The organism is Trinickia mobilis, assembly GCF_017315705.1.
Classification (GTDB): domain Bacteria; phylum Pseudomonadota; class Gammaproteobacteria; order Burkholderiales; family Burkholderiaceae; genus Trinickia_A; species Trinickia_A mobilis.
Genome location: NZ_JAFLRF010000025.1, coordinates 51,029 through 71,775, shown reverse-complemented (window position 1 = coordinate 71,775; position 20,747 = coordinate 51,029). Strand labels below are relative to the sequence as shown.

Below are 20,747 nucleotides of genomic sequence, written 5' to 3'. Positions count from 1 at the left end.
CCGGTACGCTTGGGGGCGGCCCGGCGCGCACCGGGATGACGATCAGCCGTGCCGTCATTTACGCGGCCTTGATTCTGTTTGCGCTGTACTTCCTGTTCCCGATCTACGTGATGGTGTCGACGTCCTTCAAGGATCTCGACCAGATGCGCGCGGGCGACTTGCTCACGCCGCCGAGCCACTGGACCTTTGCGCCGTGGATCAAGGCGTGGAGCCAGGCTTGCACCGGCGTGCGCTGCGACGGGATGCAGCCGTTCTTCATGAACTCGGTGAAGATGGTGATTCCCGCCGTGCTGATCTCGTCGATCATCGGCGCGTTCAACGGTTACGTGCTCACGCACTGGCGCTTCCGCGGCGCCGACGCGCTCTTCACGATGCTGCTCGTCGGCTGTTTCATCCCGTTCCAGGCGATCCTGCTGCCGATGGCGCGCCTGCAAGGCTTCTTCGGCATCTCCAATACGATCGGCGGCCTCGTGTTCGTGCACGTGGTCTACGGAATCGCATTCACGACGATGTTCTTCCGCAACTTCTACGTGAGCATTCCGGCCGAACTCGTGAAGGCGGCGCGCATCGACGGCGCGGGCTTCTTCATGATCTTCACGCGTATCCTGCTGCCGGTGTCGCTGCCGATCTTCATGGTGTGCCTGATCTGGCAATTCACACAGATCTGGAACGACTTCCTGTTCGGGATCGTGTTCTCGGGCGTCGATTCGATGCCGATCACGGTGGCGCTGAACAATCTCGTCAACACCTCGACGGGCGTGAAGGAATACAACGTCGACATGGCGGGCGCGATCATCGCCGCGCTGCCGACGTTGCTCGTCTACGTGATCGCCGGCCGCTACTTCGTGCGCGGCTTGACGGCGGGCGCGGTGAAGGGTTGACGACGCATTGGCGTTGATGCGGCAGCGCGCATTCAAAGCGGGCGCTTTTTCGATCGATATCAGCATCCGCGCAGCCGTTCGACATGACGGCGCGCGGATTCGAAAGCAGTAACAGCGACTAGAGGATTCACAGCATGGCAAGCCTTTCCATCCGTGACGTGTACAAGACCTACCCGAACGGAGTGCCGGTTCTGAAGGGTGTCAACATCGACATCGAGGACGGCCAGTTCCTGATTCTCGTCGGCGGCTCGGGCTGCGGGAAATCGACGCTGCTCAACATGATCGCCGGTCTCGAGACGGTGACGAAGGGCGAGATCCAGATCGACGGCAAGATGGTGAACAACCTCTCGCCGAAAGATCGCGACATCGCGATGGTGTTCCAGTCGTACGCGCTGTATCCGTCGATGACGGTGCGCGAGAACATCTCGTTCGGCCTGAACATCCGCAAAGTGCCGAAGAGCGAGCAGACGCAGATCGTCGATCGCGTCTCGAACATGCTGCAGATCTCGCACCTGCTCGACCGCAAGCCGGGGCAGCTCTCCGGCGGCCAGCGGCAGCGCGTCGCAATGGGCCGCGCGCTGGCGCGCGATCCGGTGATGTTCCTGTTCGACGAGCCGCTTTCGAACCTCGACGCGAAGCTGCGCATCGAAATGCGCTCGGAAATCAAGCTGCTGCACCAGCGCCTCGGCACGACGATCGTCTACGTGACGCACGATCAGATCGAAGCGATGACGCTCGGCGATCGGATCGCGGTGATGAAGGACGGTATCGTTCAGCAATTCGGCGCGCCGCAGGAGATCTACGATTCGCCGTCGAACCTGTTCGTCGCGGGCTTCATCGGCGCGCCGCCGATGAACTTCATCCAGGGCAAGCTCGTGGAGCAGGGCGCGGGCGCCGGCGTCGAGATCGACACGGGCATCAAGCGCGGCGTGCTGAACCTGCCGTTCGACGGCGCGAAACTGAAGAGCCGCGTCGGCCAGGAAGTGATTCTCGGCTTGCGCCCCGAGCGCATCACCGATGCGCGCAGCGCGCACGACGTGCAAAGCGGGCTCTTGCAGCCGGTCGAAGTGAAGGTCGACGTGATCGAGCCGACCGGGCCGGATACGCTCGTGTTCGCGCAGGTGAACGGGAAGCGGATCGTGAGCCGCGTGCACCCGGCTTCGAACCCGCAACCGTTGCAGAACATGAATCTGTTGTTCGACGTGTCCAAGGCGGTACTGTTCGATCCGAGCAACGAGGCGCGCATTGCCTGACGCGCGTGACGGGTTGCGCCGAAGGATGAGATTGCGCTCGTGGGTCTGAAGGATGTCCCAGCGGTCAGGTAGCGGTTGTGATTCCGCGCCTGACCGTCTTTTTTTTGCGTCAGTGCGGCAAGCGCACGTCGAATTTGTAGGTGACGAGGCGGGCCACGAGGATGAAGCCGGTCGCGATCAGCACGCTATAAATCGGATCGAAATCGAGCCGATTGAGGAGCAGATATAGCCAGCACCCGACAAACGCGCAAGTCGCGTACGGGCGCGAATCGCGCAGGATGAGCGGCACGTCGTTGCACAGCACGTCGCGGATGATCCCGCCGAACACGCCGGTCGTCACGCCCATCAGCACCGCGATGAACGCGGGCATTTGCGCGTCGAGCGCAATCGACGTGCCGGCGACGCTGAAGAGCCCGAGTCCGATGGCGTCCGCAATCAAGAGCGCGCGCTCGGAGATCACGTGCGAGATCAGGCGCAGGACGTACGGCGCAAAGAACGACGCCACGAAAATGACGATCACGTATTCCTGGTGCTCGACCCAATAGAACGGACGGCGTTCGAGCATGAGGTCGCGCACGGTGCCGCCGCCGAACGCGGTGGCGAGCGCGACGAGAAACGTGCCGATCGCGTCGAGCCGGCGCTTGCGCGCTTCGATGAAGCCGGAGGCGGCGTAAGCGAGGATGGCGATGGTCTCCATGATGGAGAGGGCAAGTGTCAGCCTAGGATGTACCACGCGTCCCCCGGTCGGAGCGGGCGGCGCCCGGGGCATTGCCCGTTGCGCTGGCCGGCTGCAGCAGCACGAGCACCGCGCCCGCGCCGCCGTCGTGCGGCCGCGCCTGGCAGAACGCGATCACCTCGGCCTTCTGCACGAGCCAGGCGCGCACCTTGCCCTTCAACACCGGCTCCTTGCCGATCGAGCCCAGGCCCTTGCCGTGGATCACGCGCAGGCACCTAAGGCCGCGCTTGCCCGATTCGCGAATGAATTCCGCCAGCGCCTCGCGCGCCTCGTCGCGGCGCATGCCGTGCAAATCGAGCTGCGCCTGCACGATCCAGTCGCCGCGCCGCAGCTTCTTCACGACGTCTTGGCTCACGCCGGGACGGCAGTATGAGAGGGTTTCGTCGGTCTCGAGCAGGACGTCCGGATCGAATTCGTCGGAGATCGCTTCGTGCAGCACGGCTTCTTCGTCGCGCTGCGTCTGGACGGGAAGCGGGGGCGGCGGCGTGCGCGCGCTCGGCGTGCGCGGCGGCGCTTTCAGCGGCGCGACTTCGCCGACTTCGCGGCGAAAGAGGTTGGCGTCCGAGGCGGCCTCGCGCGCGGCCTGGGCCGTCGAGGCCCGTTCGCGCTCGCGCCGGGCGGCGTCGCCCTTGAGCGCGTCGCGCAAGGCGCCGAGGCCGGCGAGGCCGCTGCCGCGCTCGGGCGTTGGCGCAGGCGGTTGCGGGGCGGGTGGCGCAGCGGCCGTTTCGACGGCCGCGCGCTGCTTCTTCGGCTCGCTCGGGTGGGGTAGGTTCTTGGCCATGACGATGACATGCACTGCTAGTGAACGGCGGCAAGCGCCTTCACCGAACCGCACTTCGATTTCTCGTTGCGGCTCGCCTAGGCGGACTCACCTGTCGCGCTTTGCGCCTCGAACGTAAAAGGGGCCGCCGGCGTCTGGCCGCGGCCCCTGTGATGCGATGGTTCGGCTTCGAGGGCTAAGCGTCGCGCTTGCCCGTCATTTTACCGGTCGGCCTCGTGGCTCATCACGTGTTCCTGCGTCATCTCGTGGACGCTCTCGAGGTAGCGCTGTGCGTCGAGCGCGGCCATGCAGCCGGTGCCGGCGCTAGTAATGGCTTGGCGGTACACGTGGTCCTGCACGTCGCCCGCGGCGAACACGCCCGGCACGCTCGTCGCCGTCGCGTTGCCGTTGAAACCGCCGTTCGTGATGATGTAGCCGTTCTTCATCTCGAGCTGGCCGGCGAAGATATCGGTGTTCGGCTTGTGGCCGATCGCCACGAAGAGGCCCTGCAAGTCGATATCGGCCGTCTCGCCCGATTTCGCGTTCTTGATGCGCAGGCCGTTCACGCCCGAATCGTCGCCCTTCACTTCGTCGAGCACGTGGTTCCACTTGATCTCGACGACGCCTTCCTTCTCCTTTTCGAGCAGGCGGTCGATCAGGATCGGCTCGGCGCGGAACTTGTCGCGGCGGTGGATCACCGTGACCTTCTTCGCGATGCCGGCCAGATAGAGCGCTTCTTCGACGGCCGTATTGCCGCCGCCGACGACCGCCACGTGCTGGTTCTTGTAGAAGAAGCCGTCGCAGGTCGCGCAGGCCGACACGCCGCGGCCCATGAACTGCTCTTCGGATGGCAGGCCGAGATACTGCGCCGACGCGCCGGTCGCGATGATCAGCGAATCGCAGGTGTACTCGCCGGAGTCGCCGATCAGGCGGATCGGCTTTTCGTCGAGCTTGGCGGTGTGGATGTGATCGAAGATGATTTCCGTGTTGAAGCGCTCCGCGTGGTCGAGGAAGCGCTGCATCAGCTCGGGGCCTTGCACGCCGTTCGCGTCCGCGGGCCAGTTTTCGACGTCGGTCGTCGTCATCAGCTGGCCGCCCTGCGCGAGGCCCGTGACGAGCACCGGCGACAGGTTGGCGCGCGCCGCATAGACGGCGGCGGTGTAGCCGGCGGGGCCGGAACCGAGAATCAGGACTTTGGCGTGTTTGCGGGTGGACATGATGGGGCTTCAATCCGTAAAAAAAGTCGGCTGGCGGATGCGCGGTTCGATCCGTTCGAGCCGATGCAACCGGGGTTGCAAGAGCAGATGGGTACGAGCCTCGCATTATAAAGGCCCGCTTACGGCGCTGCTCAGTGAACGTTTCAATCGCTGCGATAGCCCAGGCGGCCCGTTTCGGCCCGTTTCGGCCCGTTTCGGCCCGTTTCGGCCCGAAACGCACGACCCACGCCCGGAAGTTGCACGACTGTCGCGAGTTACCGTCATTTACAGCCTGCCGTGCAACACAGCGTTTACAATAGCCCGCATCGAACGACTGGCGGCTTTCGCGTGCGAATGCCGCAGGATGCACTACGGATTCAATGGCCAAAGCTCCCTATTCCGCGAACGCGCAGGCATTGCCGCATCGCATGTCGCGCCTCTTCACCGAAATTCGCTGGATATTGCAGGTCGCGCTCGGCGTGTTCCTGCTGATGGCGCTCGTCAGCTACAGCCGCCACGACCCGAGCTGGACGCACGCGGCGCAGGTCGACCGCATCGGCAACTGGGCCGGGCGCGTCGGCGCCTGGACGTCCGACATCCTGCTCCTGCTGTTCGGGCTGTCCGCCTACTGGTGGGTCGTGCTGCTCGCCCGCCACATTTCCGCGAACTATCGCCGCATCACGCGCAGCGAGGCGCCCGACGAGGACGCGCCGCGCGATTCGACCTGGATCACCGAAGGCTTCGCGTTCGTGCTCGTGCTGCTCGCCTGCGACGGCATCGAGGCGCTGCGGATGTGGTCGCTGAAAGTGCAGTTGCCGCGCGCGCCGGGCGGCGTGGTCGGCGAGGCGGTCGCGCGCGGCGTGTCGCATGCGCTCGGCTTCACGGGCGGCACGCTCGCGCTTCTGGTGGCGCTCGCGATCGGCTTGTCGCTGTATTTCCGGTTTTCGTGGCTGTCGGTGGCCGAGAAGGTCGGCGACGCGATCATTTCGGCGGTCACGCTCGCGAAGCTGCGCCGCGAGACGGTGCGCGACCGCAAGCTCGGTGAAGCCGCCGCGGTCAAGCGCGAGGGCAAGGTCGAGCAGGGCCGTGTGCGGATCGAAGAGCACGAGCCCGTCACGATCGTGCCGCCGGTCGTCACGCCGGCGAAGTCGGAGCGCGTCGAGAAAGAGAAGCAGGTGCCGCTCTTCACCGACCTGCCCGGCGATTCGACGCTGCCGCCCGTCGCGCTCCTCGACCCCGCACCGCCCGCGCAGGAAACGATTTCCGCCGATACGCTCGAGTTCACGTCGCGTCTGATCGAAAAGAAGCTCAAGGATTTCGGCGTCGAAGTGAGCGTCGTCGCGGCGTATCCGGGGCCGGTCGTCACGCGCTACGAGATCGAGCCGGCCACCGGCGTCAAGGGCAGCCAGATCGTCAATCTCGCGAAGGACTTGGCCCGGTCGCTGTCGCTCGTGTCGGTCCGCGTCGTCGAGACGATTCCCGGCAAGAACTACATGGCACTCGAGCTGCCGAACCAGCGGCGGCAGACGGTGCGCCTCTCCGAAATTCTCGGCTCCGAGGTGTACGCGGCGGCGCCGTCCGCGCTCACGATGGGCCTCGGCAAGGACATCGGCGGCAAGCCGGTGTGCGCCGATCTCGCGAAGATGCCGCACTTGCTCGTCGCGGGCACGACCGGTTCGGGCAAGTCGGTCGGCATCAACGCGATGATTCTCTCGCTGCTCTACAAGGCGAGCGCCGAGCAGGTGCGGATGATCCTGATCGATCCGAAGATGCTCGAAATGAGCGTCTACGAAGGCATTCCGCATTTGCTGTGCCCCGTCGTCACCGACATGCGCCAGGCCGGCCACGCGCTCAACTGGGCGGTCGCCGAGATGGAGCGCCGCTACAAGCTGATGAGCAAGCTCGGCGTGCGCAATCTCGCGGGCTACAACAACAAGATCGACGAGGCGGCCAAGCGTGAAGAGAAGATCCCGAATCCGTTCAGCCTGACGCCGGACGAGCCGGAGCCGCTCACGCGCCTGCCGAACATCGTCGTCGTGATCGACGAGCTGGCCGACCTGATGATGGTCGTCGGCAAGAAGGTCGAAGAGCTGATCGCGCGCATCGCGCAGAAGGCGCGCGCGGCCGGCATCCATCTGATTCTCGCGACGCAGCGTCCGTCGGTCGACGTGATCACCGGCCTCATCAAGGCCAACGTGCCGACGCGCATGGCGTTCCAGGTGTCGTCGAAGATCGATTCGCGCACGATCCTCGACCAGCAGGGCGCCGAGTCGCTGCTCGGCATGGGCGACATGCTGTATCTGCCGCCGGGCTCGGGCCTGCCGGTGCGCGTGCACGGCGCGTTCGTGTCGGACGAGGAGGTGCATCGCGTCGTCGAGAAGTTGAAGGAGCACGGCGAGCCGAATTACATCGAAGGCATTCTTGAAGGCGGGCTCGCCGGCGACGGCGACGAGGGCTCGGCGGGCGCCGCCGGGGCTGGCGCGGGCGGCGAGGAGTCGGACCCGCTCTACGATCAGGCGGTCGAAGTCGTCGTCAAGAATCGCCGTGCGTCGATCTCGCTCGTGCAGCGGCACTTGCGCATCGGCTATAACCGCGCGGCACGGCTGCTCGAGCAGATGGAGCAGTCGGGGCTCGTTTCGGCGATGTCGTCGAACGGCAACCGCGAAATTCTCGTGCCGGCGCGCGAAACCGATTAAGCGGCAGGCCTTGCCGCGCCGCCACGCGTCGCGCGGTTTGCCGCCGCCGGGTCAACCCTGTTAGAGCCGGTCTGAGCCACATCTACGGAGAACCACCTCATGCTGCAATTCTTCGGGCGCGATGCCCGTTCGTCCCATTCCGTTTCGAATGCCGCGCGCCGTCCGCTGCTGCGCTCGGCGGCACGCCTCGCGAGCATCGCTGTCATCGGCGCGTCGATGTTCGCCGCGCCGCAGGCGTTCGCGAGCGGCATCGAGCAGCTGAAGGCGTTCGTGTCGCAAGTCAAATCCGCGCGCGGCGATTTCGTGCAGAAGCAGGTGAAGGCGCCGAGCAAGGCGCAGGGGGCAAGCAGCGACATGGCGATGCCGAACATCGAGACCACGTCGAGCGGCACGTTCCTGTTCGCGCGTCCCGGCAAGTTCATCTGGTCGTACGAGAAGCCGTATGAGCAGGTGCTGCAGGCCGACGGCGACAACCTCTACGTTTACGACAAGGACCTGAACCAGGTCACCGTGCGCAAGCTCGGCGGCTCACTCGGCGCAAGCCCGGCGGCGATCCTGTTCGGCAGCAACGATCTCGACAAGAACTTCACGTTGAAGGACGCCGGCGTGAAGGACGGCATCGACTGGCTCGAGCTCACGCCGAAGGCAAAGGACACGCAATTCCAGCGCGTGGGCATCGGCTTTCGCGACGGCAACCTCGAAGCGATGGAGCTGCACGACGTGTTCGGCAACGTGACGCTGCTCACGTTCTCGAACATCCAGAAGAACCCGCCGCTCAAGGCCGATACGTTCAAGTTCGTCGTGCCGAAGGGCGCGGATGTGTTGAACGGCTGAGCGTCATGCGCGGCCCGCTCGCCGGGCCACGCATCCAGGGAGGACAGCGCATGTCGGTACGTGCCGGGCCGCCCCAAACGTACTGACACCCCCTCGGGGGGCAGCGAACGAAGAGAGCGTGGGGGCTGTTTCATATTTCAGTACGTGCCGGGCCGCCCCAAACGTACCGACACCCCCTCGGGGGGCAGCGAACGAAGAGAGCGGGGGGCTGTTTCATATTTCAGTACGTGCCGGGCTGCCCCAAACGTACTGACACCCCCTCGGGGGGGCAGCGAACGAAGTGAGCGTGGGGGCTATTTCATGTCAGATCTCTTCCAAGTCGAGCCGCGCCGGCCGCTAGCAGAGGCATTGCGGCCGAAGACGCTCGATGAGGTCATCGGTCAAACCCATTTGCTCGGCGAGGGCAAGCCGCTGCAATTGGCGTTCGCCTCGGGCAAGCCGCATTCGATGATCCTGTGGGGGCCGCCGGGCGTCGGCAAGACGACCTTGGCGCGGCTCACCGCGCTCGCGTTCGATTGCGAGTTCATCGCGATATCGGCAGTGCTCGGCGGGGTCAAGGACATCCGCGAAGCGATGGACCGCGCGCAGCAGAATCTGAACACGCGCGGCAAGCATACGATCTTGTTCGTCGACGAGATCCACCGCTTCAACAAAGGGCAGCAGGACGCGCTGCTGCCGTTCGTCGAATCGGGTCTGGTGACCTTCATCGGTGCGACGACTGAGAATCCGAGTTTCGAGGTCAATTCGGCGCTGCTGTCGCGCGCGCAGGTTTATGTGCTCAAGTCGCTGTCCGACGACGAACTGCGGCAGTTGCTGCGGCGCGCGCAGGAAGCGGCGCTGACGGATCTCGTCTTCGACGAGCAGGCGGTCGATACGCTGATCGGTTACGCCGACGGCGATGCACGGCGCTTCCTGAACCTGCTCGAGCAGGCGCAGACGGCGGCGCTTTCGTCGAAGAAGATGCATATCGACGCCGACTTCGTCGCGAACGCGATGACGCTGAACGTGCGGCGCTTCGACAAGGGCGGAGAGCACTTCTACGACCAGATCTCGGCGCTTCACAAGTCGGTGCGCGGCTCGCATCCGGATGCGGCGCTCTACTGGTTCTGCCGGATGATCGACGGCGGGGCTGATCTCAAGTACCTCTCGCGGCGCATCGTCAGGATGGCGTGGGAGGACATCGGCCTTGCCGACCCGCGCGCGATGCAGATCGCGAACGATGCGGCCGCGACCTTCGAGCGGCTCGGCTCGCCCGAGGGCGAGCTGGCGCTCGGCCAGGCCGTGATCTACCTCGCGTGCGCGGCGAAGAGCAACGCCGGGTACAAGGCGTTCAATCAGGCGATGGCGTTCGTGAAGCAGGACAAGTCGCGCGAAGTGCCGGTCCATTTGCGCAATGCGCCGACTCGCTTGATGAAGGAGCTCGGTTACGGCCGCGAATACCGCTACGCGCACGACGAGCCGAATGCGTATGCAGCCGGGGAGACGTATCTGCCCGAAGGCATGCGCGAGCCCGGCTGGTATGAGCCGGTGCCGCGAGGGCTGGAAACGAAGATCGCGGAAAAGCTCGCTTGGTTGCGGGACCTCGACAAGAAGGCGGGGGAGTCCGAGTAGGAGGCCTGTCCGTCGTCGAGAAGTATTGCTGCAAGCGCCCCGAGCGCACCGGCCGATGCGCCTGAGCACCGTGCCGGTGCGCTAAAATCCCCCCTTCATACAACGAAGACTGTTCCCTCCCATGCTCGACATCCAGTTGCTGCGCAAAGACCTCGACGGCGTCGCCAGGCGCCTCGCCGACCGCGGTTACACCCTCGACGCCGCTGCGTTCTCCGCGCTCGAAGCGGAACGCCGCGCCATCCAGACCCGCACCGAAGAATTGCAGTCGCGCCGCAACAGCTTGTCGAAGCAGATCGGCGCGATGAAGGGGCGCGGCGAGGACACGTCGGCGGTGATGGCGGAAGTGAGCGGCATCGGCGACGAGATGAAGGCGTCCGCTGCCCAGCTCGAAGACGTGCAGGCGCGCGTGTCGGACCTGATGCTCGGTATGCCGAATCTTCCGCACGAAAGCGTGCCGCTCGGCGACGACGAATCCGCCAACGTGGAAGTGCGCCGCTGGGGCACGCCGCGCCAATTCGATTTCGAGGTGAAGGACCATGTCGACGTGGGCACGCCGCTTGGCCTCGACTTCGAGACCGGCGCAAAGCTCGCGGGTGCGCGTTTCACGATGCTGCGCGGACAGATCGCGCGGCTGCATCGCGCGCTCGCGCAGTTCATGATCGATACCCACACGCTGCAGCACGGCTATACGGAAATCTATACGCCGTACATCGTCAATCCCGAGATCCTGTACGGAACGGGCCAGCTGCCGAAGTTCGCCGACGATATGTTCCGCGTCGAGAAGGGCGGCGGCGAGAACGTTGTGACGCAATACCTGATTTCGACGTCGGAGATTTCGCTGACGAACACGGTGCGCGACAGCATCGTCGAAGGCAGCGCGCTGCCGATCAAGCTGACAGCGCATTCGCCGTGCTTCCGATCGGAAGCCGGTTCGTACGGCCGCGATACGCGCGGGATGATTCGTCAGCATCAGTTCGACAAGGTCGAGATGGTGCAGATCGTCGCACCCGAGACTTCGTACGACGCGCTCGAACAGATGGTCCTGCATGCGGAGACGATTCTGCAGAAGCTCGAGCTGCCGTATCGCGTGATTACGCTTTGCACCGGCGACATGGGCTTTTCCGCGGCGAAGACTTACGACCTCGAAGTGTGGCTGCCGGCGCAGAACACCTATCGCGAGATTTCGAGCTGCTCGAATACCGAAGCGTTCCAGGCGCGCCGCATGCAGGCTCGCTACCGCAATGCGCAGGGCAAGCCGGAACTTGTGCATACGCTGAACGGTTCGGGCCTCGCGGTGGGGCGCACGCTGGTCGCGGTGCTCGAGAATTTCCAGAACGCGGATGGATCGGTGACGGTGCCGGCGGTGCTGCGTCCGTATCTTGGCGGCGTCGCGCGGCTCGACGCTACGTCGGCGACTTGATGACGCACGAATCGCGTTGCCGGTATTTTCGTCGCTGTTGTCGTGCAAAAGGGCTTGGAATTCGATCGTGGATGTACTACAATCTTCGCTTCGCCGAGCAGCGACCAGCTTGGTGAAGGTTGTAGAAACCGGAAAGGTGGCAGAGTGGTCGAATGCGCCGGACTCGAAATCCGGTATACGGTTATACCGTATCGTGGGTTCGAATCCCACCCTTTCCGCCAGCATTCAAAAAGCCCGCAAAAAGCGGGCATTTTTTTCGCCTTCGAATTGTCGTTGCAGCGAGTGCGCGGGATCAACGGTGGCCTAGACGCTGACTGTCGCCGGCAACACGTACAATCCGTCCCTGCCTTCTCGCTCAATACCGAAATGCTGCTTGAGCGCCGCCCACCCGAGCGGCGTGACGACGACAGTCCGCTTTCCAGGCACGCGGCGTATCCAATCCCATGCGAAAAACGCGTTCATCAGCCGCGCGGCGAAAGGACCGGCAACGTGATATTGGCGCTCGGTCCAGTCGAGGCACTGACGGGCGGCGCCCGGTTCATCGAACTCGATTCCACTGACGTCGAGCCCGAGCGAGCGCAGCCAATTCACACCGGACGGCGTCAAGCCATAGTCCCGCTCGCCGCCTTCGAAGATGAAGCCGCGCTCGAGCATGCCTCGCGTGACGGCGACGCCAATTTGCCCCGCAAGGTGGTCATAGCAGCAGCGCGCAAAACGCAATTCCTTTGCCGCACGGGTAGGGGGACTGCGCCAGGCCGGCGTCACCGGGCCGACCGACGCGAGGCTTTCCAGCGCGAGCGCCACATGCGGGCCGGCAATCCGGTAATAGCGATTCCGACCTTTGGCTTCGACGGTCACGAGGCCGCCTGTCAATAGCTTCGCGAGGTGGGAGCTGGCCGTCTGCGGCGTGACACCCGCGGCGTCGGCGAGCGCGCCCGCGGGAAGCGCGCTGCCGTCTGTGAGCGTGATCAGCATCGCGGCGCGTACCGGCTCGGCGATCAGGTAGGCAACGGACGAGATGGTGAGCTGGTTCATTCCCGCGCTCCATTAAAGGTCGACGAGCGAACTCAGGTTCGCGCGCACGCGGCGCAGCATCGCAATCAACTGTTCGACTTCCTCCGCGCTGAATCCCGCGAGCGCCTCGGCCGCGACTTCGTCGCCGACGCGGCGCGCGGTTCCCATCGCATTCTCTGCTTTCTCGGTGAGCCGCACCTGCCGCTCGCGGCGGTCGTTCGGATTGGCGGGACGCTCGACCCAGCCGCCTTCCTCCATCCGGTCGAGGAGCCGCCCTGCCGAGATCGGCGCGACTTCGAGCAGATCGGCGAGGCGCGCCTGATTCACATTGCCAAAGTGCGAGAGATAGGCGAGCGCGCGGCATTGCGCGCGCGTGAGTTCCACGGACGACTTCGCGAGATCGTCGAACCGCTTGCCGCAAAGGCGGCCGACGTCGGAGATCAAGAAGCCGAAGCGTTTGTCGAGATCGGTGGTCATCGGGCGATTATACGGAACGCAGGGGGGGGCGCCGTGGTGTGCTGCCGGAGGCGCGGCGCTCGACGATAACGCTGGGAAAGCCCCGATTGCCGAGTGGGCGCCCGGCTATATAATAAGCATGCTTATTATTAACGACCCTCTCCTCGACAATGTCCGCAAATTTGGCGCGCGAAGGCGCCGCCGCGCCGCTCAACCGCGGCATGATCACGCTCTCGATCATGCTCGCGACGCTGCTCCAGACACTCGACAGCACTATCGCGAACGTTGCGCTGCCGCATATGCAGGGCACGCTGTCGGCGTCGCAGGACGAGATCACCTGGGTGCTGACGTCCTATATCGTCGCCGCGGCGATCGCGACCCCGCTCACCGGCTGGCTCTCCGACCGCTTCGGCGTGAAGCGCCTGCTTGCGATGTCGATTGCCGGGTTCACGCTCGTGTCGGCGCTGTGCGGGCTGTCGGAGACGCTCACGCAGATCGTCGCGTCGCGCCTCTTGCAGGGCGTGTTCGGCGCGTCGCTCGTGCCGCTGTCGCAATCGATTCTGCTCGACATCAATCCGCGCGAGCGGCAAGGGCAAGCGATGGCCGTTTGGGGCATGGGCGTGATGGTCGGACCGATCCTCGGGCCGACGCTCGGCGGCTGGCTTACCGACAGCTATAACTGGCGCTGGGTGTTCTTCATCAACGTGCCGATCGGCGCGTTCGCGCTCTTCGGCGTGCTCACGTTCCTGCCGCAGCGCGCGCCGCGGCCCGACGCCAAGTTCGACCTGTTCGGCTTCGCGACGCTGGGCCTCGCGATCGGCGCGCTGCAGGCGCTGCTCGATCGCGGCGAACAGCTCGACTGGTTCGGCTCGCTCGAAATCGTCACGGAGGCGCTGCTCGCCGGGATCAGCTTCGCGTTCTTCATCGTGCACACCGCGACCTCCGGCCCGAACACGTTCTTTCGCTATCAATTGCTCAAGGACCGCAACTTTGCGACGGGCACGTTCTTCATCTTCGTGATCGGCGCGGTGATGTACGCGACGCGCGCGCTCTTGCCGCCGATGCTGCAGAACCTGATGGGCTATCCGGTCGCGACGACGGGGCTCGTCACCGCGCCGAGCGGCGTCGGCACGATGGTGTCGATGATGCTGGCGGGCCGGCTTCTGCGGCGCATCGATGCGCGCCTGCTGCTGCTCGCGGGCTTTCTGATCTCCGCATTCGCACTGTGGCAGATGATGCAGTACACGATCGTGCTGTCGGCGTCCGATATCGTGTGGCCGGGCACGATCCAGGGTTTCGGCCTCGGGCTCGTGTTCGTGCCGCTTTCCGCGCTGGCGTTCTCGACGCTGACACCCGAGCTGCGCGCCGACGGCACCGCGACGTACAGCCTGATGCGCAACATCGGCAGCAGCATCGGCATTTCGATCGTGCAGACTTTGATGACGCGCGGCACGCAGGTCGCTCACGCGGATCTTGCCGCCAACATCAACGCGTTCAACCCGGCCGTGCAGCCCATGATTGCCGACGGGTCGCGCGCGAGCGCGCTTGCGCTCATGAACCTGAACATCACGCAGCAGGCGCAGATGATCGGCTATCTCAACGATTTCAAGCTGATGTTCGTTGCGACGCTTTTTGTGATTCCGCTCGTGCTGTTGATCCGGCCGGCCGCCAAGTCGTCGGACAACAGCCTCGCGCACGCGGCCGCCGACTGAAAGCGGCGCCGATGGCCGCGTCTGTACAATGCCGGATGCTCGCGCCGGTTCGCGGACCGGGCATGCCGCCTGCACGACGGAATACGACATCGATGACCCTCACCTACAAGACCCCCGCCGACATCGAGAAGCTGCGCATTTCCGGCCGTCTCGCTGCCGACGTGCTCGCGATGATCGGCGAACACATGCGCGCCGGCGTCACCACCGAGCAGCTCGACGCGATCTGCAACGACTACATCGTCGACACGTTGAAGGCGATTCCGGCAAACGTCGGCTACCTGGGCTTTCCGAAGACGGTTTGCGCGTCGGTGAATCATGTCGTGTGCCACGGCATTCCGAATCGCAACGAAGTCCTGCGCGACGGCGACATCGTCAACCTCGATGTGGCCGTGATCAAGGACGGCTACTTCGGCGATACGAGCCGCATGTATTGCGTCGGCGAGCCGAGCCCGGTCGCGCGGCATCTCGTCGATACGACGTACGAAGCGATGGTCGCGGGCATCCGGCAAGTTCGGCCGGGCGCGACGCTCGGCGACGTCGGTCACGCGATCCAGCGCGTCGCGCAGCGCGAGGGCTATTCGATCGTGCGCGACTATTGCGGACACGGTATCGGCAAGGTCTATCACGAGGATCCGCAAGTGCTGCACTACGGGCAGCCGGGGCAGGGCCTGAAGCTCAAGCCCGGCATGGTATTTACGATCGAGCCGATGGTCAACGCGGGGCGGGCGGGTACCGCCGTGCTGCGCGACGGCTGGACCGTCGTCACCAAGGACCGTTCGCTGTCCGCGCAGTGGGAGCACATGGTCGCCGTCACCGGCGACGGCTTCGAACTCCTGACGCCCTGGCCCGATGGCACGGGTGCTTATGAAGCGCCGTGACCGGCCGGTGATCCGGCACCTATGAACCGCCGCATTGACGCGGCATTTTTGGCGTGCCATTTCGTTGCGCCTGCGCGAGCGGTAAGGCCCGTCATCGAAATAACGATTTGACTCGCACGCCGGTTCGGTTGAAGCTACGCGTTAGCCTGTCCCCACTCAAACCAAGCCGCATGAGTTCATCGCTGACTGTCCGCCGTATTGCCGCTGATCAGGGCGAAACCTACCGCGAGCTGCGCACCGCATCCCTGCGCGAAGCGCCGTACGCGTTCGGCGAGACGCTGGAAGAAGCCTTGTCCGCCGACGCAGCGACGTTCGACGAGACTGCCGCGAGCCATGCCGTTTCCGATATTTCCACGACCTTCATCCTTTACACCGAAGGGCACCCTGCCGGCCTGATCTGCGCGTTTTTCGAGCAAACGCCGGCGCATCACGCATTCGTCTGCGAATTGTGGGTGGCGCCGGCGGTACGGCATTTGCGCGGAGGCGAGCTGCTCGTCAACACGGCGAGCGAGTGGCTCGCGAAGCAAGGCGCGCCCGAGGTCTACGCGTGGGTCGCGGACGCCAACCGCAACGCGATGCGCTTTTATCAGCGGCTCGGCTTCGGGCCGGCCGGCGAACATGCGCCCAGCACTCGCGCGCCGCATGAATGGCAAACGTTGCTCGTGCGCCGCGTGAGGCACGAAAACGCTGCACTGCAAGGCTGATTTACGATTTCTTCCGCTGGTGCGGCTCGTGCTTGCCGCCGACGCGGCCGCGTTTCAATGCCTGTGCCGCATAGGCTTCGCGATGTTCCTCGCGCAGAATGGCATGGCGAATCCAAAAATTCTTTCTGCCCGCATGGACGCCTGTAAAATACGCAAAATTTTTTGCGGAACGCCATGTCGCTGAAAAAATCGCCATTCTTCGAACTTCGTAGCGGCTCCGTCGACACGCTTATCTTCGTCGTCAAGACGACCGACCTCGACGCGCTCGCCAACGAACTCACGCGGCGCTTCGAGGCGACTCCCGAATTCTTCGCGGGCGACGTCGTCGCGATCGATTTGCGCCGCCTCGCGGAAAACGAGCGCGTGCCGCTCGCCGATATCGCCAAGCTGCTCGATAGCGTGCGCATGCGTCCGGTCGGCATCGTCGCCGACGCCGCGCAGCACGCGTGGGCCGCCGATGCGGGCCTGCCGTTTCTCGAAGCGCGCGACCGCCGCGCAGGCACATCGAAGGGCGCGGGCGAAGACACTGCATCCGCCGCACCGGCGGCCGTGCCGCAAGTGCAGCAATCGGAGCAACCGGCCGAAACCATCCCGCCCGCCGCCGCACCTCAGTCCGAATCCGCCGCACGCCCCGTCGCGCCGAGCCAGACGCTCGTGATCGACAAGCCGTTGCGCTCGGGCCAGCAGATCTATGCGAAGGGCGACCTCGTGGTGCTCGGCCTCGTGAGCTACGGCGCGGAAGTGATCGCGGAAGGCAACATCCATATTTACGCGCCGCTGCGCGGGCGAGCGCTCGCCGGCGTGCACGGCAATCACGACGCGCGCATTTTCTGCACGTGTCTAGAGCCGGAACTGATTTCGATCGCAGGCATCTATCGGACGACTGAGAACCCGCTGCCGGCCGACGTGCTCGGCAAGGCGGTGCAGATCCGGCTCGAACAAGAGAAATTGATGATTGAACCGTTGCGGCTCACGTAAGTCGCGCGCGCATCCGTTGCGCGCCGCTTGCGCAGGGCTGTATCGAACATGATTGACGAACGCAGGGTAAGGATAAATGGCAAAAATCATTGTGGTGACTTCGGGCAAGGGCGGTGTGGGCAAGACGACCACGAGCGCGAGTTTTGCATCGGGCCTCGCGTTGCGCGGCAGCAAGACGGCCGTGATCGACTTCGACGTCGGCCTGCGCAATCTTGATCTCATCATGGGCTGCGAGCGCCGCGTGGTGTACGACCTGATCAACGTGATCCAGGGCGAAGCGAACCTGAACCAGACGCTGATCAAGGACAAGAAGTGCGAGAACCTCTTCATCCTGCCGGCCTCGCAGACGCGCGATAAAGACGCGCTGACGATGGAAGGCGTCGAGAAGGTCATCAACGACCTGATCAAGATGGACTTCGAATACATCATCTGCGATTCGCCGGCCGGCATCGAGTCGGGCGCGCTCCTGGCGATGCATTTCGCCGACGAAGCGCTGATCGTGACGAATCCGGAAGTGTCGTCCGTGCGCGATTCGGACCGTATCCTCGGCATTCTGTCGTCGAAGACGAAGCGTGCGATCGAAGGCAAGGATCCGATCAAGGAGCACCTGCTCATCACCCGCTACAGCCCGAAGCGCGTGAGCGAAGGCGAGATGCTGTCGCTTCAGGACATTCAGGAAATCCTGCGTATCGACTTGATCGGCGTCGTGCCGGAATCGGAAGCCGTGCTGCACGCGTCGAACCAGGGTCTGCCCGCGGTGCACCTCGACGGCACCGACGTCGCCGAAGCCTACAAAGATGTCGTCGCGCGCTTTCTCGGCGAAAAGAAGGAACTGCGCTTCACCGATTATCAGAAGCCAGGCCTGTTGCAGCGCCTCTTCGGCACCAAGTAAGGGAGGCGCACGTCATGTCGATTCTTTCGTTTTTGCTGGGCGAGAAGAAAAAATCCGCGGCGGTTGCGAAGGAACGCTTGCAGTTGATCATCGCGCACGAGCGCGCGGGCGGCCATCCGCCCGCCGATTATCTGCCGGCGTTGCAGCGCGAGCTGGTGGCCGTCATTTCCAAGTACGTGAAGATCTCGGATGACGACATCCGAGTGAGCCTCGAGCGGCAGGACGACCTCGAAGTGCTCGAAGTGAAGATCGAGATTCCGCAGGCTTAAGGCTGTCGCAGTCGGTTTCCGGCTGCCGTTTCTTGCTCCGCATCGTCCCCCGTGTTGTTTCCCTCTGCGCGGCGCTACGCCGCCGCGCGTCAGAGAAAATATCCCGTTGCACTTTCAAGTGCGCCGTCATACGGCGCGTGTCGGCGAAACCGTGACCTCGCTCATTAATGGGATAGCGCCAAGATGGCGTCACCCTAATCAAGAGGTCGATATGAAAACACCCGTTCGTTTGCTGATCGCTCAGTTGGCCATCGTGGCCGCCGGTGCCATGGCCGCCGCTTCGGCATCCGCCGAGGAAATCGCGGTGGTCGCGCCGAACGCGCCGGCGCCGGTCGTGATTTACTGACGCGGCATCTCTTCCTGCGGCGCGCTTTCGGCCGCAACTTCGTCCTCGGCCGGATCTTCCGGCTCGGGGACGCCCCCCGGTCCTGCTGTTTCCGCCGCCGGCGCGAGCGGCTTCATATAGCGGTGCGCGAGCGTCTCGTAGAGCGGCGGTGCGAAGAACCGCGAGACGCGGCTCGAAATCAGCGCAGTCGCCATCAGCGAGATCACGAGCGCATGCCCGTCGATCATCTCCACCACGATCACGAACGACGTAATCGGCGATTGCGTGACGGCCGCCAGATAGCCGACCATCGCGAGCGCGATCAGCATTTGCAACTGCATGCTGCCGAACACGAGGTGCAGCAGGTTGCCGAAGCCCGCGCCGATCGACAGCGACGGTGCAAAGATGCCACCCGGAATGCCCGGCAAATACGAGCCGACCATCGAGATCATCTTCAGGAACGGATAGAACACCGACAGTTGCTCATGCCCGTCGAGGAGGCCGCGCGCTTCCGCGTAGCCGCTGCCGAACGTGTTGCCGCCCGACACCAGGCCGACGACCGCGATGATGAACCCGCACAGCGCTGCGAATTGCACCGGCTTTTCACGCTGCAGATGCGCGAGCTGCGGCGGAATCCAGCGCGACGTATTGAGCAGCAGCCAGGAAAAGAAGCCGCCCGCGAGGCCGGTCACGATCCCGGTCAGCAGCACGGCCACGGCGAGCAGATCCGGAAAGTGGGCGCCGACCTGGATCATGCCGAAATAGGTGTAGTTGCCGTTCAGGCCAAGTGCGATCACGCCGGCGATGATGATCGCGGTGATCAACACGCCGCTCGCGCGCGCCTCGAAACTGCGCGTCAATTCCTCGATCGCAAAGACGATCCCCGCGAGCGGCGTGTTGAACGCCGCCGACAAGCCCGCCGCCGCGCCCGCCAGCACGAGCTGCCGCTCGATTTGCGCGTTCGAGCGCGGATATAAGCGCCGCAAATTGAACATCATCGCCGCACCGATCTGGACGGTCGGACCTTCGCGGCCGATCGTGAAGCCGCCGAGGATGCCGAGAAACGAAACGGCGATCTTGCCGAGCAGGAGCTTGAGCGTGAGAAGGCGCGGGCCGAGCGTGGTCGTGCCCCCGTGCAGTGTGGCAATCACTTGCGGAATCCCGCTGCCTTCGGCGCCGCGAAAGAATTTGCGTGTGAGCCAGACCGCGAGGGCGGCCACGGCGGGCGTCACGATGAGCGGCAGCCACGTGTGCTCATGCTGCATCGAACGGAACGCGCCATATCCCCAATCGATGAGTTTCGCGTACAGGACGGCGGTGAGACCGACCGCGATCGCGCCGAGCCAGAAGATGCCGTAGCGGCGCCAGATTTGCCGGGCGTGCCGGATCGACAAGGAGTGGGTGACGATAGCCCGGGCCATGGCATGCCTGAGATTTCAAAGCGTCGATTATACCTGGGCATATGCACGCCCCGCTGTGCTCGACGCCATGCATCGGTCGCACGTGCGATGCACGGCTCGCGCTGCCGTCGCCGATCTGTGTCGCATTACACGGTTGTTAAAACTGTCGCCATTCGTTGGAGATGCCGTCCCGAGGCGCCTGCCGCGTCGCACTCGGCACGGTGTACGGGCCATTTCGTGTAATGGACGGCGAGTCTTCACTTACAACTTGCAACGGATGCGGCGTGCCATCTCATATTTAATCGGAATCGTTCGGGGGCACTCGGACCCATACCGACACGACAGGAGAAAGATGTGAAACGTCATATGACACTGATTGCAGGCGTGCTGCTTGCGGCAGCGCTCGGGGGCTGCGTGGTGGCTCCGTACCCGGGCTACTACTACGGGGGGTATTACGGCCACGGATACTACTATCGCTGAACGGGGGTTCGGCGCATGCAGGCGGCCGGGGCTTGCCGAGCGTGTATGAGGCCCTGGCGGACCATGACGAGCGTAGTCAGGAGACGATGGCTTCGAACGCAACGACGGCGGCAATCGCCGCCGCATTCGCGAGCACGGCCTCGACGACGATTCCGCGCCACGTCATCGGCCGAAAGCGGATTGCAAGAAGCAAGGCGCCCAAGAGCGCCAGCGCAATGATGGCCACGATGTCCGCGTTGTGAAGATGAATGT

Annotated in this window: 21 protein-coding genes and 1 tRNA gene; 15 read left to right on the top strand and 7 right to left on the bottom strand. The window is 64.3% G+C overall.

Features of this window, described 5'->3' with window-relative positions; all coding sequences use genetic code 11:
- Positions 1-35 precede the first annotated feature (35 nt).
- Both J3489_RS26250 and J3489_RS26245 read left to right on the top strand, forming a co-directional pair.
- On the top strand, positions 36-881 hold the full coding sequence (locus J3489_RS26250) for a carbohydrate ABC transporter permease (protein WP_207003090.1): 846 nt from the start codon (positions 36-38) through the stop codon (positions 879-881).
- Between the two features lie 134 nt (positions 882-1,015).
- Positions 1,016-2,134 (top strand): ABC transporter ATP-binding protein, encoded by a 1,119-nt coding sequence (locus tag J3489_RS26245; protein WP_207003056.1) that lies wholly within the window; start codon positions 1,016-1,018, stop codon positions 2,132-2,134.
- A 109-nt stretch (positions 2,135-2,243) separates the two neighbouring features.
- Here J3489_RS26245 and J3489_RS26240 read toward each other — a convergent pair whose 3' ends face one another.
- The 3 genes from J3489_RS26240 to trxB all read right to left on the bottom strand — a co-directional run bounded on the left by J3489_RS26240 (position 2,244) and on the right by trxB (position 4,847).
- A complete protein-coding gene (locus J3489_RS26240) occupies positions 2,244-2,903 on the bottom strand; it encodes a trimeric intracellular cation channel family protein (protein ID WP_242540309.1) in 660 nt (219 codons plus the stop codon).
- Complete coding sequence (locus J3489_RS26235; RefSeq protein WP_207003054.1) at positions 2,854-3,651, bottom strand: Smr/MutS family protein; 798 nt, start codon at positions 3,649-3,651, stop codon at positions 2,854-2,856. Before J3489_RS26235 ends, J3489_RS26240 begins: the two co-directional genes overlap by 50 nt.
- 200 nt (positions 3,652-3,851) lie before the next feature.
- Positions 3,852-4,847, bottom strand: coding sequence for a thioredoxin-disulfide reductase (trxB, locus tag J3489_RS26230; protein ID WP_207003053.1), 996 nt, complete (start codon positions 4,845-4,847; stop codon positions 3,852-3,854).
- 359 nt (positions 4,848-5,206) lie between these two features.
- Between trxB and J3489_RS26225 the strand changes: the two genes are divergently transcribed.
- The 5 genes from J3489_RS26225 (at position 5,207) to J3489_RS26205 (ending at position 11,608) form a co-directional block, all read left to right on the top strand.
- Positions 5,207-7,522 (top strand): DNA translocase FtsK, encoded by a 2,316-nt coding sequence (locus tag J3489_RS26225; protein ID WP_207003052.1) that lies wholly within the window; start codon positions 5,207-5,209, stop codon positions 7,520-7,522.
- A 99-nt stretch (positions 7,523-7,621) separates the two neighbouring features.
- Complete coding sequence (lolA, locus tag J3489_RS26220) at positions 7,622-8,356, top strand: outer membrane lipoprotein chaperone LolA (RefSeq protein ID WP_207003043.1); 735 nt, start codon at positions 7,622-7,624, stop codon at positions 8,354-8,356.
- A 300-nt stretch (positions 8,357-8,656) separates the two neighbouring features.
- Entirely contained in the window at positions 8,657-9,967 is a 1,311-nt protein-coding gene (locus tag J3489_RS26215) for a replication-associated recombination protein A (protein WP_207003041.1), read from the top strand.
- Between the two features lie 121 nt (positions 9,968-10,088).
- Complete coding sequence (serS, locus tag J3489_RS26210; protein WP_207003039.1) at positions 10,089-11,387, top strand: serine--tRNA ligase; 1,299 nt, start codon at positions 10,089-10,091, stop codon at positions 11,385-11,387.
- Positions 11,388-11,517: 130 nt separating this feature from the next.
- A tRNA-Ser gene (locus J3489_RS26205) sits at positions 11,518-11,608 on the top strand.
- Positions 11,609-11,690: 82 nt separating this feature from the next.
- Here the strand turns inward: J3489_RS26205 and J3489_RS26200 are convergent.
- Together J3489_RS26200 and J3489_RS26195 are read right to left on the bottom strand one after the other, a co-directional pair.
- Positions 11,691-12,422, bottom strand: a complete 732-nt coding sequence (locus J3489_RS26200; RefSeq protein ID WP_207003037.1) for an ArsR/SmtB family transcription factor — start codon at positions 12,420-12,422, stop codon at positions 11,691-11,693.
- Between the two features lie 12 nt (positions 12,423-12,434).
- Positions 12,435-12,878: a MarR family winged helix-turn-helix transcriptional regulator gene (locus J3489_RS26195; RefSeq protein WP_207003035.1), complete on the bottom strand. Its 444-nt coding sequence runs from the start codon at positions 12,876-12,878 to the stop codon at positions 12,435-12,437.
- Positions 12,879-13,027: 149 nt separating this feature from the next.
- Between J3489_RS26195 and J3489_RS26190 the strand changes: the two genes are divergently transcribed.
- The 3 genes from J3489_RS26190 to J3489_RS26180 all read left to right on the top strand — a co-directional run bounded on the left by J3489_RS26190 (position 13,028) and on the right by J3489_RS26180 (position 16,151).
- Entirely contained in the window at positions 13,028-14,569 is a 1,542-nt protein-coding gene (locus tag J3489_RS26190; protein WP_242540307.1) for a DHA2 family efflux MFS transporter permease subunit, read from the top strand.
- A gap of 92 nt (positions 14,570-14,661) precedes the next feature.
- On the top strand, positions 14,662-15,447 hold the full coding sequence (map, locus tag J3489_RS26185; protein WP_207003034.1) for a type I methionyl aminopeptidase: 786 nt from the start codon (positions 14,662-14,664) through the stop codon (positions 15,445-15,447).
- Between the two features lie 170 nt (positions 15,448-15,617).
- Complete coding sequence (locus J3489_RS26180; protein WP_207003032.1) at positions 15,618-16,151, top strand: GNAT family N-acetyltransferase; 534 nt, start codon at positions 15,618-15,620, stop codon at positions 16,149-16,151.
- Position 16,152: 1 nt separating this feature from the next.
- Here J3489_RS26180 and J3489_RS26175 read toward each other — a convergent pair whose 3' ends face one another.
- Positions 16,153-16,347 carry a hypothetical protein gene (locus J3489_RS26175; protein ID WP_207003030.1) on the bottom strand — a complete coding sequence of 65 codons (195 nt, stop codon included), beginning with the start codon at positions 16,345-16,347 and terminating at the stop codon, positions 16,153-16,155.
- Here J3489_RS26175 and minC point away from each other — a divergent pair.
- The 4 genes from minC to J3489_RS38380 all read left to right on the top strand — a co-directional run bounded on the left by minC (position 16,326) and on the right by J3489_RS38380 (position 18,636).
- Complete coding sequence (minC, locus tag J3489_RS26170) at positions 16,326-17,129, top strand: septum site-determining protein MinC (protein WP_207003028.1); 804 nt, start codon at positions 16,326-16,328, stop codon at positions 17,127-17,129. The two genes, J3489_RS26175 and minC, sit on opposite strands and share 22 nt — an antisense overlap.
- Before the next feature lie 76 nt (positions 17,130-17,205).
- Positions 17,206-18,021: a septum site-determining protein MinD gene (gene minD / locus J3489_RS26165; protein ID WP_207003027.1), complete on the top strand. Its 816-nt coding sequence runs from the start codon at positions 17,206-17,208 to the stop codon at positions 18,019-18,021.
- A gap of 14 nt (positions 18,022-18,035) precedes the next feature.
- Positions 18,036-18,290, top strand: a complete 255-nt coding sequence (gene minE, locus J3489_RS26160) for a cell division topological specificity factor MinE (protein ID WP_102608594.1) — start codon at positions 18,036-18,038, stop codon at positions 18,288-18,290.
- Positions 18,291-18,501: 211 nt separating this feature from the next.
- Positions 18,502-18,636 (top strand): hypothetical protein, encoded by a 135-nt coding sequence (locus tag J3489_RS38380; protein WP_255555251.1) that lies wholly within the window; start codon positions 18,502-18,504, stop codon positions 18,634-18,636.
- On the opposite strand, the gene J3489_RS26155 is transcribed toward J3489_RS38380, so the two are convergent.
- On the bottom strand, positions 18,630-20,036 hold the full coding sequence (locus J3489_RS26155) for a chloride channel protein (protein WP_207003025.1): 1,407 nt from the start codon (positions 20,034-20,036) through the stop codon (positions 18,630-18,632). The two genes, J3489_RS38380 and J3489_RS26155, sit on opposite strands and share 7 nt — an antisense overlap.
- Positions 20,037-20,369: 333 nt before the next feature.
- Here J3489_RS26155 and J3489_RS38375 point away from each other — a divergent pair, with 333 nt between their 5' ends.
- A complete protein-coding gene (locus tag J3489_RS38375) occupies positions 20,370-20,495 on the top strand; it encodes a hypothetical protein (protein ID WP_255555253.1) in 126 nt (41 codons plus the stop codon).
- Positions 20,496-20,747: the final 252 nt, after the last annotated feature.